This is a genomic window from Streptomyces sp. NPDC007991 (genome assembly GCF_042958445.1).
Classification (GTDB): domain Bacteria; phylum Actinomycetota; class Actinomycetes; order Streptomycetales; family Streptomycetaceae; genus Streptomyces.
Window position 1 is genome coordinate 929051 of sequence record NZ_JBIBJD010000001.1, and the last position, 13755, is coordinate 942805.

General features: G+C 72.1%; 17 protein-coding genes. 13 read left to right on the top strand and 4 right to left on the bottom strand.

Translation table 11 applies throughout. The annotated features are described in order from the left end of the window. Nucleotides 1-77: 77 nt before the first annotated feature. Nucleotides 78-1040 (bottom strand): TIGR03557 family F420-dependent LLM class oxidoreductase, encoded by a 963-nt coding sequence (locus tag ACFZDA_RS03935; RefSeq protein ID WP_391074374.1) that lies wholly within the window; start codon nucleotides 1038-1040, stop codon nucleotides 78-80. 172 nt (nucleotides 1041-1212) lie between these two features. On the opposite strand from ACFZDA_RS03935, the gene ACFZDA_RS03940 reads away from it, so the two are divergent. From ACFZDA_RS03940 to ACFZDA_RS04000, 13 genes are all read left to right on the top strand, one after another. Further along, nucleotides 1213-3165 carry an FAD-dependent oxidoreductase gene (locus tag ACFZDA_RS03940; RefSeq protein ID WP_391074377.1) on the top strand — a complete coding sequence of 651 codons (1953 nt, stop codon included), beginning with the start codon at nucleotides 1213-1215 and terminating at the stop codon, nucleotides 3163-3165. Next, a complete protein-coding gene (locus ACFZDA_RS03945) occupies nucleotides 3162-5009 on the top strand; it encodes a transketolase (protein WP_391074380.1) in 1848 nt (615 codons plus the stop codon). Before ACFZDA_RS03940 ends, ACFZDA_RS03945 begins: the two co-directional genes overlap by 4 nt. Further along, nucleotides 5006-5935 carry a non-homologous end-joining DNA ligase gene (gene ligD, locus ACFZDA_RS03950; RefSeq protein WP_391074383.1) on the top strand — a complete coding sequence of 310 codons (930 nt, stop codon included), beginning with the start codon at nucleotides 5006-5008 and terminating at the stop codon, nucleotides 5933-5935. Before ACFZDA_RS03945 ends, ligD begins: the two co-directional genes overlap by 4 nt. Nucleotides 5936-6026: 91 nt before the next feature. Continuing rightward, nucleotides 6027-6404, top strand: a complete 378-nt coding sequence (locus ACFZDA_RS03955; RefSeq protein WP_391074385.1) for a gas vesicle protein GvpO — start codon at nucleotides 6027-6029, stop codon at nucleotides 6402-6404. Between the two features lie 46 nt (nucleotides 6405-6450). Continuing rightward, complete coding sequence (locus ACFZDA_RS03960; RefSeq protein ID WP_010038714.1) at nucleotides 6451-6885, top strand: gas vesicle structural protein GvpA; 435 nt, start codon at nucleotides 6451-6453, stop codon at nucleotides 6883-6885. Next, nucleotides 6882-7655, top strand: coding sequence for a GvpL/GvpF family gas vesicle protein (locus tag ACFZDA_RS03965; RefSeq protein WP_391074389.1), 774 nt, complete (start codon nucleotides 6882-6884; stop codon nucleotides 7653-7655). Before ACFZDA_RS03960 ends, ACFZDA_RS03965 begins: the two co-directional genes overlap by 4 nt. A 4-nt stretch (nucleotides 7656-7659) precedes the next feature. Continuing rightward, the gene (locus tag ACFZDA_RS03970) at nucleotides 7660-7923 is read left to right on the top strand and encodes a gas vesicle protein GvpG (protein WP_391074392.1); all 264 of its coding nucleotides are present in this window, start codon (nucleotides 7660-7662) and stop codon (nucleotides 7921-7923) included. Next, on the top strand, nucleotides 7920-8537 hold the full coding sequence (locus ACFZDA_RS03975) for a DNA primase (protein ID WP_391074395.1): 618 nt from the start codon (nucleotides 7920-7922) through the stop codon (nucleotides 8535-8537). Before ACFZDA_RS03970 ends, ACFZDA_RS03975 begins: the two co-directional genes overlap by 4 nt. Then, on the top strand, nucleotides 8534-9631 hold the full coding sequence (locus tag ACFZDA_RS03980; protein WP_391074398.1) for an SRPBCC family protein: 1098 nt from the start codon (nucleotides 8534-8536) through the stop codon (nucleotides 9629-9631). The genes ACFZDA_RS03975 and ACFZDA_RS03980 overlap by 4 nt, the downstream gene beginning before the upstream one ends. Beyond that, the gene (locus tag ACFZDA_RS03985; protein WP_391074401.1) at nucleotides 9628-9966 is read left to right on the top strand and encodes a gas vesicle protein GvpJ; all 339 of its coding nucleotides are present in this window, start codon (nucleotides 9628-9630) and stop codon (nucleotides 9964-9966) included. Before ACFZDA_RS03980 ends, ACFZDA_RS03985 begins: the two co-directional genes overlap by 4 nt. After that, nucleotides 9963-10718 carry a GvpL/GvpF family gas vesicle protein gene (locus tag ACFZDA_RS03990; protein WP_391074404.1) on the top strand — a complete coding sequence of 252 codons (756 nt, stop codon included), beginning with the start codon at nucleotides 9963-9965 and terminating at the stop codon, nucleotides 10716-10718. Before ACFZDA_RS03985 ends, ACFZDA_RS03990 begins: the two co-directional genes overlap by 4 nt. A 16-nt stretch (nucleotides 10719-10734) precedes the next feature. Next, nucleotides 10735-10923 carry a gas vesicle protein gene (locus ACFZDA_RS03995; protein WP_003994122.1) on the top strand — a complete coding sequence of 63 codons (189 nt, stop codon included), beginning with the start codon at nucleotides 10735-10737 and terminating at the stop codon, nucleotides 10921-10923. Continuing rightward, complete coding sequence (locus ACFZDA_RS04000; RefSeq protein WP_306961607.1) at nucleotides 10920-11240, top strand: gas vesicle protein K; 321 nt, start codon at nucleotides 10920-10922, stop codon at nucleotides 11238-11240. The genes ACFZDA_RS03995 and ACFZDA_RS04000 overlap by 4 nt, the downstream gene beginning before the upstream one ends. 1 nt (nucleotide 11241) lies before the next feature. Here ACFZDA_RS04000 and ACFZDA_RS04005 read toward each other — a convergent pair whose 3' ends face one another. The 3 genes from ACFZDA_RS04005 to ACFZDA_RS04015 form a co-directional block, all read right to left on the bottom strand. Then, nucleotides 11242-11412, bottom strand: a complete 171-nt coding sequence (locus ACFZDA_RS04005) for a hypothetical protein (protein ID WP_010038701.1) — start codon at nucleotides 11410-11412, stop codon at nucleotides 11242-11244. Nucleotides 11413-11454: 42 nt separating this feature from the next. Beyond that, nucleotides 11455-12276: a methyltransferase domain-containing protein gene (locus ACFZDA_RS04010; RefSeq protein WP_391074408.1), complete on the bottom strand. Its 822-nt coding sequence runs from the start codon at nucleotides 12274-12276 to the stop codon at nucleotides 11455-11457. A gap of 99 nt (nucleotides 12277-12375) precedes the next feature. Next, nucleotides 12376-13752 (bottom strand): diacylglycerol kinase family protein, encoded by a 1377-nt coding sequence (locus ACFZDA_RS04015; RefSeq protein WP_391074411.1) that lies wholly within the window; start codon nucleotides 13750-13752, stop codon nucleotides 12376-12378. Nucleotides 13753-13755: the final 3 nt, after the last annotated feature.

Consider the following 13755-nt stretch of genomic DNA (forward strand, 5'->3'; position numbering starts at 1 on the left):
CGGACGCCCGCCGGTGCCGGTGAACGTGCGGACGCCCGCCGGTCGTGAAGTCCCCGCTCGGACGGCCTGCTGGAGCTTCAGACGGCCTGCTGGAGCTGCGGCAGCACCTTCGTGCGGTAGAAGTCGAAGAAACCGCGCAGGTCCGGGCCGATCTGGTTGACGTAGACCCGGTCGAAGCCCGCGTCGGCGAACCGCTTCAGCTCGGCCACGTGCTCGTCCACGTCGTCGCCGCATACCCGGTTCTCCCGCACCATGTCCTCGGTGACCAGCTGCTGCGCCTGCTCGAAGTGCTTCGGCGAGGGCAGCACCTGGCCCAGCTCGCCGGGCAGCTGCTCGTTCGCCCAGAGCCGGTGGACGGTCTTCACGGCCTCGTCCTTGTCGGTGTCGTAGCAGACCTTGGTGCCGCCGCTGACGAGCTTTCCGCCGCCTCCGCCCTTGCGGTACTGCTCCACCATCGTCTCGTCCGGCTGGATCGTGATGTAGCCGTCTCCGACGCGGGAGGCGAGCTGCGTGGCCGCCGGGCCGAAGCCGGAGATGTCGATCGGGATCGGCTCGTCCGGGACCGTGTAGAGGCGGGCGTTCTCGACCGTGTAGTGCGGGCCGTGGTGATCGACCTCCTCGCCGGTGAACAGCCGGCGCATCACCTGGATGGCCTCCTCCAGCATGTCCAGACGGACATGGGCCGGCGGCCAGTGGTCACCGAGGATGTGCTCGTTGAGCGCCTCACCGGAGCCGACGCCCAGCCGGAAGCGGTTCTCCGTCATCACCGCGCTGGTCGCCGCGGCCTGCGCCACCACCGCCGGGTGCATCCGCACGGTCGGGCAGGTCACCGCCGTCTCGACCGGCAGGGACACCGCCTCGGACAGCGCGCCGATCACCGACCACACGAACGGGCTCTGCCCCTGTTCGTCGTTCCATGGGTGGTAGTGGTCCGAGATCCACAGCGCCTGGAACCCGGCCTGCTCGGCCATCCGCGCCTGCTCGATCAGCTCGGCGGGGCCGTACTGCTCGCACGAGAGGAAATAACCGTACTCGGGCATGGGGAGGTGCCTCCGCGACGTCGGTGGTCCGTATCCCGCACCGGGTACCCGGGCGCGGGTGCGGAAACCGGCCGCGTTCGGCGCGGGAGGAGCCCGGCGGACGTTTGGGTGCCCTGGCCAGGGGGACGCGGAAGGCTCCCGAGCTACGCGACAGCGCCGGAGGCGAGCGACCGTGAGTCGACCCCGCATCCTGATCGTCGGTGCCGGCTTCGCCGGGTACCGCACCGCCCGCACCCTGTCCCGCATAACCCGGGGCCGGGCGCACATCACTCTCCTGAACCCCACCGACTACTTCCTGTATGTGCCCCTGCTGCCCCAGGTCGCGGCCGGTGTGCTGGAACCGCGCCGGGTCACGGTCTCCCTCTCGGACTCGCTGCCGGACGTACGGCTGGTGCTGGGCGAGGCCGACCGGATCGACCTCGACGGACGGATCCTGCACTACACCGGGCCCGAGGGCGACGGCGGCTCACTCGCCTACGACCGGCTGGTGCTCGCCGCCGGCAGTGTCAACAAGCTGCTGCCGATCCCCGGTGTCGCCGAGCACGCGCACGGCTTCCGGGGGCTGCCGGAGGCGCTGTACCTGCGCGACCACGTGACCCGGCAGGTGGAGCTGGCGGCCGCCGACGACGATCCCAGGACGTGCGCCGCGCGGTGCACCTTCGTCGTGGTCGGCGCCGGGTACACCGGTACGGAGGTCGCCGCGCACGGGCAGATGTTCACCGACGCGCAGGTCCGCAAGCACCCGCTGCGGCAGGGCATGCGGCCGCGCTGGATGCTGCTGGACGTGGCGCCGCGGGTGCTGCCCGAGATGGACGAGAAGCTGTCCGCCACGGCCGACCGGGTGCTGCGGCAGCGCGGCGTGGACGTGCGGATGGGCACCTCCGTGAAGGAGGCCACGCACGAGGGGGTCGAGCTGACCGACGGCGAGTTCGTCGAGAGCCGGACGCTGGTGTGGTGCGTGGGCGTACGGCCCGATCCGCTGGTGGAGTCGCTCGGGCTGCCGATGGAGAAGGGGCGGCTGCTGGTCGACCCGCACCTCCAGGTGCCGGGCCGGCCCGAGCTGTTCGCCTGCGGTGACGTGGCCGCGGTGCCGGATCTGGAGAAGCCGGGGAGCTACACGACGATGACCGCGCAGCACGCCTGGCGGCACGGCAAGGTCGCGGCTGAGAACGTCGCCGCCTCGCTCGGCCTCGGCGGCGCGCGCAAGCCCTACCGTCATCACGACCTGGGCTTCGTGGTCGACCTGGGCGGTGCGAAGGCCGCCGCCAACCCGCTCGGCGTGCCCCTGTCCGGCGTGCCGGCGGGTGCGGTGACGCGGGGCTACCACCTCGCCTCGATGCCCGGCAACCGCGTCCGGGTCGCCGCCGACTGGCTGCTGGACGCGGTACTGCCGCGCCAGGCCGTGCAGTTGGGCCTCGTCCGGTCCTGGTCCGTGCCGCTGGACACGTCCTCGCCGGAGCTGGCCCGGGTGCCGGGCGGCCGGGAGCAGCGGCCGGAGGCGAGCGCCCGCTCGGGGCCGGGGGCGGCGATCGCGGCCGACACGCACGACGGGGGGACCGGCGCCGGATCCTCGCAGGGCGGTGCCGGCGACGAACCCGCGAAGGGGCACCCCGGATCCAGGGCGACGCGCAACCACCCCGGATCCGGGCCCGCGCAGCGCCGCTCGGAGGATCAGCTGGCCAAGGGCCGCCCCCGCACCGAACCGACCAGGAACTGGCCGGCCGACGAGCCGGCGAAGGGGCCGCTGTGGGGCGGTTCCGCGCAGGGGCGGCGGGGCGGTCCTCCGGAGGAGGAACAGCCCGACGGTGAACCGTCCGGGAACCGGCCCGGGGGCGACCCGGCGCAGGGACCCCTCGACGGTGAGCCCGCCCGGCAGCCCCGACGCGAACCTGCCAAGAACCAGCCCGGTGGCGAGCCGGCCAGGAATCAGCCCGGTGGTGAGCCGGCGAGGAATCAGCCCGGCGGTGAGCCGGCCAGGAACCAGCCCGGCGGTGAGCCCGCCAGGAATCAGCCCGAGCCCGCCCCGCAGCCCCCGCCCGGTCAGCCGCCCCCCGGGCCCGACACCGCCCCCGGTCCGGTCAAGCGCACCGACGTGCCGGACGACTTCGCGAAAGGAGACTCATGAACACCGGTGAACTCACCGACATCGGACAGCAGCTGCGCGTGGACAGTGTCCGCGCTGCCGCCGCCGCGGGCTCCGGGCATCCGACGTCCTCCATGTCCGCGGCCGACCTGATGGCCGTGCTGCTCGCGCATCACCTCCGCTACGACTTCGACCGCCCGGCCCACCCGGGCAACGACCGCTTCGTCCTCTCCAAGGGCCACGCCTCCCCGCTGCTGTACTCCGCGTACAAGGCGGCCGGCGCCATCGACGACGAGGAGCTGCTCACCTTCCGCAAGCTGGGCAGCCGCCTGGAAGGGCATCCGACGCCGCAGCGCCTGCCCTGGGTCGAGACGGCCACCGGCTCGCTCGGGCAGGGCCTGCCGGTCGGGGTCGGTATCGCGCTGGCCGGCAAGCGGCTCGACCGCACCGGCTACCGCACCTGGGTGCTGTGCGGCGACAGCGAGCTGGCCGAGGGGTCCGTGTGGGAGGCCGCCGAGCACGCCGGGTACGAGCACCTGGACAACCTCACCGTGATCGTCGACGTCAACCGGCTCGGCCAGCGCGGTCCGACCCGGCACGGCCACGACCTGGACGCCTACGCCCGCCGCTTCCAGGCCTTCGAGTGGCACACCATCGAGGTCGACGGGCACGACGTGGACGCGATCGACCGCGCCTACGGCGAGGCCCTGTCCACCAAGGGCCAGCCCACCGCGATCCTCGCCCGCACCCTCAAGGGCAAGGGCGTCGAAGGCGTCCAGGACCGCGAGGGACTGCACGGCAAGCCGCTGCCCGAGGCGGACGAGGCGATCGCCGAACTGGGCGGTCCGCGCGACCTGCGTGTCCAGGTGCAGGCCCCGTCCGCCGCCCGCATGCTGCACTCCGTCCACACCGGGAACTTCGACCTCCCGACCTGGGACAAGGGCGAGGAGGTCGCCACCCGCAACGCCTTCGGCGAGGCCCTTGCCGCCCTCGGGACCGGCCGCGGCGACATCGTCGCCCTGGACGGCGAGGTCGGCGACTCCACCCGCGCCGAGTTCTTCGCCAAGGAGCACCCCGACCGCTACTTCGAGTGCTACATCGCCGAGCAGCAGCTGGTCGCCTCGGCCGTCGGACTCGCGGCACGCGGCTGGGTGCCGTACGCCGCCACCTTCGCCGCCTTCCTGACCCGGGCCTACGACTTCGTCCGGATGGCGTCCGTCAGCGGCTCCGGCATCAACCTCGTCGGCTCGCACGCGGGCGTCGCCATCGGCCAGGACGGGCCCAGTCAGATGGGTCTGGAGGACCTGGCGATGATGCGGGCGGTGCACGGCTCGACCGTGCTGTACCCCTGCGACGCCAACCAGACCGCGCGGCTCGTCGGCGCGATGGCCGGCCTGGAGGGCGTCCGCTACCTGCGCACCTCGCGCGGCGAGAGCCCGGTGATCTACGGCCCGGACGAGGACTTCCCGGTCGGCGGCAGCAAGGTCCTGCGCTCCTCCGACAGCGACCGGCTGACCCTCGTCGCGGCGGGCGTCACCGTGCACGAGGCGCTGGCCGCCGCCGACGCCCTGGAGCGGGAGGGCATCCGGGCGCGGGTGATCGACCTGTATTCCGTGAAGCCCGTCGACCGGGCCGCGCTGCGCCGGGCCGCCGAGGAGACCGGCTGCCTGGTGACCGTGGAGGACCACCACCCGGAGGGCGGCATCGGCGACGCCGTCCTGGAGGCCTTCGCCGACGGACGCCCCGTACCGCGCCTGGCGCGCCTCGCCGTGCGCGGCATGCCCGGCTCGGCCTCCCCGGACGAGCAGTTGCACGCCGCGGGCATCGACGCCGAGTCGATCGCGGCGGCCGGGCGGCTGCTGGTGGAGGAGGCGGTCGTGCCGTGAGCGGCGGCGACGGCACGCGCAGGGTGCGGGCCGGCCGCCGCACCGTGGAGGTCCACCGGCCGGACAAGGTGCTCTTCCCCGGCGGCGGGGACGCCAAGGAGTACACCAAGGGCGATCTGGTCGACTACCACCGGGCCGTCGCGCCCTTCATGCTGCCGCACCTGCGCGGCCGTCCGCTGATGCTGGAGCGGCACCCGGACGGGCTCGACGGGCCGACGTTCATGCAGAAGAACACCCCGGACCACTACCCGGAGTGGATCACCCGCGCCGAGGTGGCCAAGGAGGGCGGCACCGTCCGCCACGTCGTCTGCGACGACACCGCCACCCTCCTCTACCTGGCCGACCAGGCCAGCATCACCCTGCACCGCTGGCTGTCCCGCGCCGACAGCGTCGACCACCCCGACCGGCTGGTCTTCGACCTGGACCCGGCGGGCGACGACTTCGACGCCGTGCGCGGGGCCGCCCGGCTGCTGGGGCAGTTGCTGGACGAGCTGGGGCTGCCCTCGGCGCTGATGACCACCGGATCGCGCGGGCTGCACCTGATCGTGCCGCTGAACGGCCGGCACGACTTCGATGAGGTGCGCTCGTTCGCCCACGACGTCGCCGACACCCTTGCCGGCGCCCACCCCGGCCGGCTGACCACCGCCGCCCGCAAGAAGGACCGCGGGGAGCGGCTCTACCTCGACGTGCAGCGCAACGCCTACGCGCAGACCGCCGTCGCGCCGTTCACGGTTAGGCCCCGGCCGGGCGCGCCCGTGGCCACCCCGATCACCTGGGACCAGCTGGACGACCCCGAGCTGCACGCCCGCCGCTGGACCGTCGCCGACGCCGTCGAGCAGGCCCGCACCAACCCCTGGACGGGGCTGCTGACCCGCGGCCGGGCACTGGGACCGGCCCGGCGTCGGCTGAACGCCCTGCGCGGCTGAGCCACGCCCGCGTCCCCCGGCGGGTGGCAGATGGGTGCGCCCGTAGAGGTTTGGCGAACACTCTTGCGGCCACACGGAGGGGGAGGTGGCCATGTCGAACACAAGAAACACGCAAGAGTCACAGAATTCACAGAAATCTCAAGACTCTCAAAGCTCTCGGAATTCGCGCAACCCGACCGACAACGCGGCCGACGACCGGCCGAGCCCCATGGAGGTGCTGCGCCAGGCGCGCGGCCAGCTCGCGGAGCTCACCGGCATGACCGCCGAGTCCGTGTCGTCCTTCGAGCAGACCGAGCAGGGCTGGGCGCTGGAGGTCGAGGTCCTCGAACTCGAGCGCGTGCCCGACACGATGAGCCTGATGGCGAGCTATCAGGTCGAGCTCGACGCCCAGGGGCAGCTCACGGGTTACCGGCGCGTCCGCCGCTACGAGCGGGGGCGGTCCGACCCGCGAAGGACCGGCGGTCACTAGGCCGCCCGACCGGACCCGCACCCACAGACAAGGAGGGACATCCGGCATGACAGTCGTACCGGCACAGCAGACCGGCGGCGGAGGCGGCAGCAGCGGTCTCTACGACGTGCTCGAACTCGTTCTGGACAGGGGGCTCGTCATCGACGCATTCGTGCGAGTCTCCCTGGTCGGCATCGAGATCCTCAAGATCGACGTTCGTGTCGTCGTCGCCAGCGTCGACACCTATCTGCGCTTCGCCGAGGCGTGCAACCGGCTCGACCTGGAGGCCGGGCCGCGCAAGGACCCGGGCCTGCCCGACCTGGTCGGGGAGATGACCGAGTCCGGCGCGCGCGGCAAGTCGAAGGGGGCGCTGTCCGGCGCCGCCGAGACCATCTCCGACGCCTTCAAGCAGGCGCGTTCCGAAGGCTCCGAACAGGAGACCGAGTCCCGTCCGCGAGCCCGTAAGAGCACGTCCGCCCGCCGGAAGGAGGAACAGGAGTGAGCACCTACGTCTACGGCATCGCGGCGAGCTCGCACCCCGGGCTCCCCGAGGGCATGGGCGGCGTCGGTGACCCGCCACGCCCCGTGCGCATCCTGCGCGAGGGCGACCTGGCGGCCGTCGTCAGCGAGGCACCAGAAGGGCTGCGGCCCAAGCGTAAGGACCTGCTCGCCCACCAGAACGTGCTCAGCGAGGCGGGTGCGGCCGGCTGTGTGCTGCCCATGCGGTTCGGCAGCGTCGCCCCGGACGACAACTCGATCACCTCGGTCCTCGCCGAGCGCGCCGAGCACTACAAGGAGCGCCTGCGGGCCCTCGACGGCCGGGTCGAGTACAACGTCAAGGCCAATCACGTCGAAGAGGCCGTACTGCACCAGGTGATGGCCGAGAACCCGGAGATCCGCGGTCTCGCCGAGGCCAACCGCCAAGCGGGCGGCGGCAGTTACGACGACAAGATCCGGCTCGGCGAGATGGTCGCGGCCGCCGTCAAGGCCCGGGAGGCCGAGGACGCAGCCGCGGTCCAGCGTGCACTGGAACCGGCCGCCGACGCCGTGAGCGTGGGCCCCGAGTCCACCGGCTGGCTGGCCAACGTGTCGTTCCTGGTGGACCGGCAGTCGGCCGATACCTTCCTGGCTGCCGTGGAAGAGGCCCGCAAGGAACTGCCGCACCTGGAGGTGCGGGTCAACGGGCCGCTGCCGCCGTACAGCTTCGTCGAGCCCGGCCCGACCGAGCCGGCGGGCACCGTGGCGAGCGGTACGGACACCGGAGTGGGGTGACGACATGGGTCTGATCTCGGAGGTGCTGCTGCTGCCGTTCGCACCGGCGCGCGGCAGCGCCTGGGCCATCAGACAGGTGCTCCAGGAGGCTGAGCGGATCTACTACGACCCCGCCACGGTCCGGGCCGAGCTTTCCCGTCTGGAGGAGCAGTTGGAGGCCGGTGAGATCACCGAGGAGGAGTTCGACCGCCTCGAGGACGACCTCCTCGACCGGTTGGAGATCGCTTCGCGCGGGAGCGCGGGAACGGGCAACGGGACGACACCATGAACCGAGTGGGACTGGGGCTCGCCGTGGGGGCCGGATACCTCCTGGGGCGGACCAAGAAGCTGAAGATGGCGGTGGCCGTCGGCGGCCTGGTGGCCGGGAAGAAGATGAACCTGAGTCCGCGCATGGTCGCGGACCTGGTCCAGCAGCAACTGCGGAACAATCCGCAGGTCAAGGAGATCGGGGACCAGCTGCGGCAGGACCTGCGCGGGGTCGGCAAGGCGGCCTCCGGGGCCATGGTCGAGCGGCAGATCGACGCCTTGGCCGACCGGCTGCACGGCCGTACGGCCCAGGTGCGCGACCAGCTGTCGGGCGCGGTGCCCGGCGCGGGCGACGCCGACGCCGGGGACGAGGAGCCCGAGGACTTTGGCCCGGAGGACGACGAGGAGCCGGAGCCTGCCCCGAAGGAGGCGGCGAAGAAGGTCCCGGCCAGGGAGGCGGCGAAGAAGGCCCCGGCCAAGAAGGCCCCCGCGAAGAAGGCGGCGCGCAAGGCCCCGGCCAAGAAGGCCCCCGCCAAGAAGACGGCAGGCAAGAAGGCGGCGGCGAAGAAGACCACGGCCGGGAGCAGGGGCGGCAGCTCCCGGACCCGGCTGCCGAAGGGAGGCGGTGAGGGATGACCGACGCTCTCGGATCAGCGACCTCCGCCGCGAACGGAGCGGGCAAGAACCCGCTCACCGATGTGGCCCACAGCGAGGCCGCCGACCGGCTGAAGGCCGAGTTGCAGGAGTACGTCGCCGCGCAGGCCACCCGCATGCTGACCGGCGTGGGCCGCAAGCTCGGCGAGACCACCAACAGACTGAACGACATCGCCGAGGGCAACAGCCCCGGCTTCGCCAAGCTCGCCCTCGACGGCGGCCGCAAGCTCGCCGAGGGCAAGGGGCCGCTGCGCGCCGCGCTGGAGACCGGCGGGTCACGCCTCAAGGACAAGGTCACAGGTGCCTTCAAGAACCTGGGCGGCGGCAAGGGCACGGGCAAGGGCAAGGGCCGTTCCGGCAACAAGCCGACCGTCATCATCGAGCACATCGACGTCGGCGTGCCCCTGCGCACCGCGTACGATCAGTGGACGCAGTACCAGGACTTCAGCACCTTCGCGAAGGGCGTCAAGAGCGCGAGCCGTGACGACGACACGCACTCCGACTGGCAGTTGAAGGTCTGGTGGTCCAACCGCAGCTGGAAGGCGCACACGACCGAGCAGGTGCCGGACAACCGCATCGCGTGGAACTCGGAGGGCGCCAAGGGCACGACGAAGGGCGTCGTCTCCTTCCACCGGCTCACCGACGACCTCACGCGCGTCCTGCTGGTCATCGAGTACTACCCGTCCGGCTTCTTCGAGAAGACCGGCAACATCTGGCGTGCTCAGGGCCGTCGCGCGCGGCTCGACCTGAAGAACTTCGTCCGCTTCATCACGATCAAGGGCGAGGTGGAGGACAGCTGGCGCGGTGAGATCCGCGACGGCGAGGTCGTCCGCAGCCATGAGGACGCGCTCGCCGAGGAGGAGTCCGAGGAGTCCGAGGACCAGTACGACGAGGAGGAGCCGGAAGAGGAAGACGAGGAGGAACCCGAGGGCGAGTACGAGGACGAAGCCGAGGCCGAGTACGAGGACGAGGAAGAGCCCGAGGAAGAGCCCGAGGAAGAGCCTGAAGGGGAGTACGAGGAGGACGAGGCCGCCGAGGACGAAGAAGAGTACGCCGAAGGCGGGAGCCGTCGATGACAACGCCCAGCAGGATGCCCGAACCCTACGGCCACGGAAGCGGCGCCAACCTCGCCGACATCCTGGAACGGGTACTCGACAAGGGCATCGTCATCGCGGGCGACATCCGCATCAACCTGCTCGACATCGAACTCCTCACCATCAAGCTGCGTTTGATCGTGGCCTCCGTGGACAAGGCGAAGGAGATGGGCATCGACTGGTGGGAGAGCGACCCGGCACTGAGCTCGCGGGCCCGCCGTGATGAACTGACCCGTGAGAACGCCGAGTTGCGCGAGAGGCTGGCCCGGCTGGAGGAACTGGAGCCCGGCCGCGCGCGGAAGAAGGAGGCACCGTGACCGGACTGCGGTACGTCTACGCCGTCTGCCGCCCCTTCGGCACGCCGCTCCAGTCCCAGCTGTCCGGGGTCGCGGGCGATCCGCCCAGAGCGCTGACCCATCACGGCCTCGTGGCCGTGGTCAGCCACGTACCGGAGCGGGACTTCGCGGAGGAACCGCTCCGCGCCCATCTGGAGGACCTGGACTGGCTCACCGAGACCGCCCGCGCCCACCAGGGCGTGATCGACGCGCTCACCACCGTCACGACGCCGCTGCCGCTGCGGCTGGGCACCGTCTTCCGGGACGACAGCGGTGTACGCACGATGATCGAGGCCCGCGAAGAGGACTTCCTGCGCACCCTCGACCGGCTGGAGGGCCGGGTCGAATGGGGCGTGAAGGTGTATGCCGAGTCCGAACCGCAGGAGAGCGCCCGGCCCGCGCAGAAGGCCACGTCGGGCCGCGACTACCTGCGGCAGCGGCGTATGCAGACCCGGTCGCACGAGGAGATGTGGCACAAGGCGGAAAACTTTTCCACCCGGCTGCACGAGAAGCTTTCCGCATTCGCGGAAGATTCCCGGCTGCATCCCCCGCAGAACCCTGCGCTTTCCAAGGCGACCGGACGGAACGTACTGAACGCGGCCTATCTCGTGCCGCGCGCGCATTCCGAGGAATTCGTGGAAATGGTGGACCGTACGAAGGGCGAGGTGCCCGGAATGCGCGTCGAACTCACCGGCCCTTGGGCGGCCTATTCATTCGCCGGGGAGGCCACATGACCGACGGGGAGAATCCGTGACCGTAGTGGAACGCCGTGAGGTCGCCCTCGTGGACCTGCTCGACCGGCTGCTCGCCGGCGGTGTCGTGATCACGGGGGACATCACGCTGCGCATCGCCGACGTCGACCTCGTCCGTATCGACCTCAACGCGCTCATCAGCTCGGTGAACGCCCAGGTGCCCTCCCCGTTCGAGGAGTTGCTGTGACGTCGTCCGACCAGCCCGCGCAGAACCCGCGGCCGCGCCGCAACCGGCTGGACCTGGAACCCGACACCGTCGAGCGTGACCTGGTCAAACTCGTGCTCACGGTGGTGGAGTTGCTGCGCCAGCTCATGGAGCGCCAGGCGCTGCGCCGCTTCGACGTGGGGGATCTGAGCGAGGACCAGGAGGAGCGGATCGGCCTCACGCTCATGCTGCTGGAGGAGCGGATGGCGGAACTGCGCGATCGCTACGGACTGCGGCCCGAGGACCTCAATCTGGACCTCGGGCCGCTCGGACCGCTGCTGCCCCGCGACGGGGGCTAATTCACCACCTGTACCAGCGGCCCCTGCCTCCGGCCGCCGACGTGCCACGGACGAAGAATCCCAGCAGCCACACAACGAGAACCGCGAGCGCGATCCACCAGAGAACCTTTACTGCAAATCCGGCGCCGAACAGAACCAACGCCAGGAGCAGCACCAGCAGGATGGGAACCATAATTCGAACCTCCTGCTTTTAGGGTGTCCCCGAATCCGCGTTTCAGGCGTCCTTTCGGCAGAGAATTTCTCCGTGCAGGACGCTGAACCAGCCGTCCTCCCGCCGCCCCCACTCCCGCCAGGCGTCGGCCACGGCCCGCAGCTCCGCCTCGCTCGCGTGCCCGCCCTGCACGGCCCGGTCCGCGTACGCCGACGCCAGCGTCCGGTCGGCCCACAGCCCGCTCCACCACGCCCGCTCCTCCCGGGTGGCGAAGGTCCAGGTGCCGGAGGTCGCCGTGACGTCCGTGAACCCGGCCCGCAGCGCCCACGCCCTCAGCCGTCGCCCGGCGTCCGGCTCGCCGCCGTTGGCCCGGGCGACCCGGCGGTAGAGGTCCAGCCAGCGGTCGAGCCCCTCGGACGCCGGAAACCAGGTCATCGCCTCGTAGTCGGCGTCCCGCGCGGCGACGAAGCCGCCGGGCTTCAGCACCCGCCGCATCTCACGCAGCGCCCCCACCGGATCCCCGACGTGCTGCAGCACCTGGTGGGCGTGCGCCACGCAGAACGTGTCGTCCGGGTAGTCCAGGGCGTGCACGTCGGCGACCGCGAAGTCGACGTTGGCCAGCCCCCGCCCGGCGGCCGTGGCACGGGCCCGCTTGAGGATCTCCGGCTCCCGGTCGACGCCGGTGACCTGCCCGTCGGGTACGAGCCCGGCCAGGTCGGCGGTGATGGTCCCCGGCCCGCACCCGACGTCGAGGATCTTCATGTGGGGGCGCAGCGACGGCACCAGGTACGCGGCCGAGTTGGCGGCGGTCCGCCAGGTGTGTGAACGGAGCACCGACTCGTGGTGCCCGTGCGTGTAGACGGCGGTCTCCTGTGGTTCCGGCATGGCGGATCCCACCCCTTCGTGTCGGGACGGCATGGGATCACCGTACGCAGTCCGGCCGCATATTGAGACTGCATTCCCATCATTTGGACTGACGGTTTGTCAGTCAGGTGGGACGGGCCGGTAGACGGTCAGCGCCTCGGGCAGCTTCTCCAGGATCAGGCTGCCCTCCACCTCGGTGACCTCGCCGTCGTAGGCGAGGAGCGTGCCGGGCGCCACGTGGTCCAGGCGCAGGCGCCCCACCTGGACGGCGGCGTGGGCGGGGGAGCGGGTCAGCGGCCCCGCGACGGCGGCGGCGAGCAGCCGGGCCGCCGGCCGGCGACCGCCGTGCACGACCCGCACATCGAGCTGCCCGTCCGCCAGGTCCCTCCGGCGCCCGGACGCGAGCCCCATGCGGTGATAGGTGCCGTTCCCGGCGAACAGCAGCCACAACGGACGCGTACGGCCCTGGACCTCGGCCTCCAGCGGGTGCCGGTCGGCCCGCAGCACGCGCAGGGCCGCGAGCACGCCGGCGGGCCAGCCGCCGATCAGCGGCGAGAAGCGCTCCCGCTCGCGCACGAGCTCCGGGTAGACGCCGACACTGCACGTGTTGAGGAAGACGCCGTGCTCCCCGCCACAGGAGTACCGGCCCACGTCCACGCGCACGGCGGCGCCCGCACGCACCGCGCGGGCGAGATCACGGACGTCCTCGATGCCCAGGTCGGAGGCGAAGTGGTTGAGGGTCCCGCCCGGCAGCACCGCCAGTGGCAGGCGAGCCCTGAGCGCGATGCGGGCGGCGGTGTTCACGGTGCCGTCGCCGCCGCACACGCCGAGGACCCGGGCACGGGCGGCCGCCTTCTCCAACTCGGCGGGCACGTCTTCTGGTTCGCACTCGACGACCTCGGCCCGCGGGAGGGCGTTCCGCAGGGCACGGACCCGCTCGGCGCTCCCCGCGGCGGTGTTCGCCACCAGCACGAGCCCCGCGCCGTCCGGCAGCGCCGGGACCTCGGCGCGGGGCCGGGCCGGCGGGGCGACCTGGCCGCGCGTGGGCACCATGGCCCGTACGGCGAACGCGGCGCCCACGCCCAGGGCGGCGCCCGCCAGGACGTCGCCCGGGACGTGCGGGCCGCCGCCGACGCGAGCGAGGGCGACGGAGGCGGCCACGGGGGCGACGACCGTGCCCCAGGCGGGGGACTCCAGGGCGACACCGGTCGCGAAGGCGGCGGCGGAGGCGGCGTGCCCGGAGGGGAGCGTGGCGGTCGGCACCCGCTTGCGCCCGAGGGCGCCGGCGGTGAGGGAGGCGAGGCCGAGGGAGGCAAGGCCGCGGGCCGCCGCGCGACGTGCGCGGGGGGTGCGGGTGGCGGCGAGGGCGGCGGCGGCCGCGAACCACACGGCACCGTGGTTCGCGCGGCGGGGCAGGACGGCGGGCGTCATGGGGTGCGGGTACCCGGAGGGGGGTGGACACACCGACCGTCCGCGGGCAGGCTCAGGGATGATCATCGT

What these genes read in the sequence shown, in the direction of transcription:
- ACFZDA_RS03960 (WP_010038714.1), top strand. Translation starts at nt 6,451, where the DNA reads ATGACAGTCGTACCGGCACAGCAGACCGGCGGCGGAGGCGGCAGCAGC.
- ACFZDA_RS04015 (WP_391074411.1), bottom strand. Translation starts at nt 13,752, where the DNA reads ATGATCATCCCTGAGCCTGCCCGCGGACGGTCGGTGTGTCCACCCCCC.
- ACFZDA_RS03945 (WP_391074380.1), top strand. Translation starts at nt 3,162, where the DNA reads ATGAACACCGGTGAACTCACCGACATCGGACAGCAGCTGCGCGTGGAC.
- ACFZDA_RS04005 (WP_010038701.1), bottom strand. Translation starts at nt 11,412, where the DNA reads ATGGTTCCCATCCTGCTGGTGCTGCTCCTGGCGTTGGTTCTGTTCGGC.
- ACFZDA_RS03970 (WP_391074392.1), top strand. Translation starts at nt 7,660, where the DNA reads ATGGGTCTGATCTCGGAGGTGCTGCTGCTGCCGTTCGCACCGGCGCGC.
- ACFZDA_RS03955 (WP_391074385.1), top strand. Translation starts at nt 6,027, where the DNA reads ATGTCGAACACAAGAAACACGCAAGAGTCACAGAATTCACAGAAATCT.
- ACFZDA_RS03975 (WP_391074395.1), top strand. Translation starts at nt 7,920, where the DNA reads ATGAACCGAGTGGGACTGGGGCTCGCCGTGGGGGCCGGATACCTCCTG.
- ACFZDA_RS03980 (WP_391074398.1), top strand. Translation starts at nt 8,534, where the DNA reads ATGACCGACGCTCTCGGATCAGCGACCTCCGCCGCGAACGGAGCGGGC.
- ACFZDA_RS04010 (WP_391074408.1), bottom strand. Translation starts at nt 12,276, where the DNA reads ATGCCGGAACCACAGGAGACCGCCGTCTACACGCACGGGCACCACGAG.
- ACFZDA_RS03935 (WP_391074374.1), bottom strand. Translation starts at nt 1,040, where the DNA reads ATGCCCGAGTACGGTTATTTCCTCTCGTGCGAGCAGTACGGCCCCGCC.
- ACFZDA_RS03985 (WP_391074401.1), top strand. Translation starts at nt 9,628, where the DNA reads ATGACAACGCCCAGCAGGATGCCCGAACCCTACGGCCACGGAAGCGGC.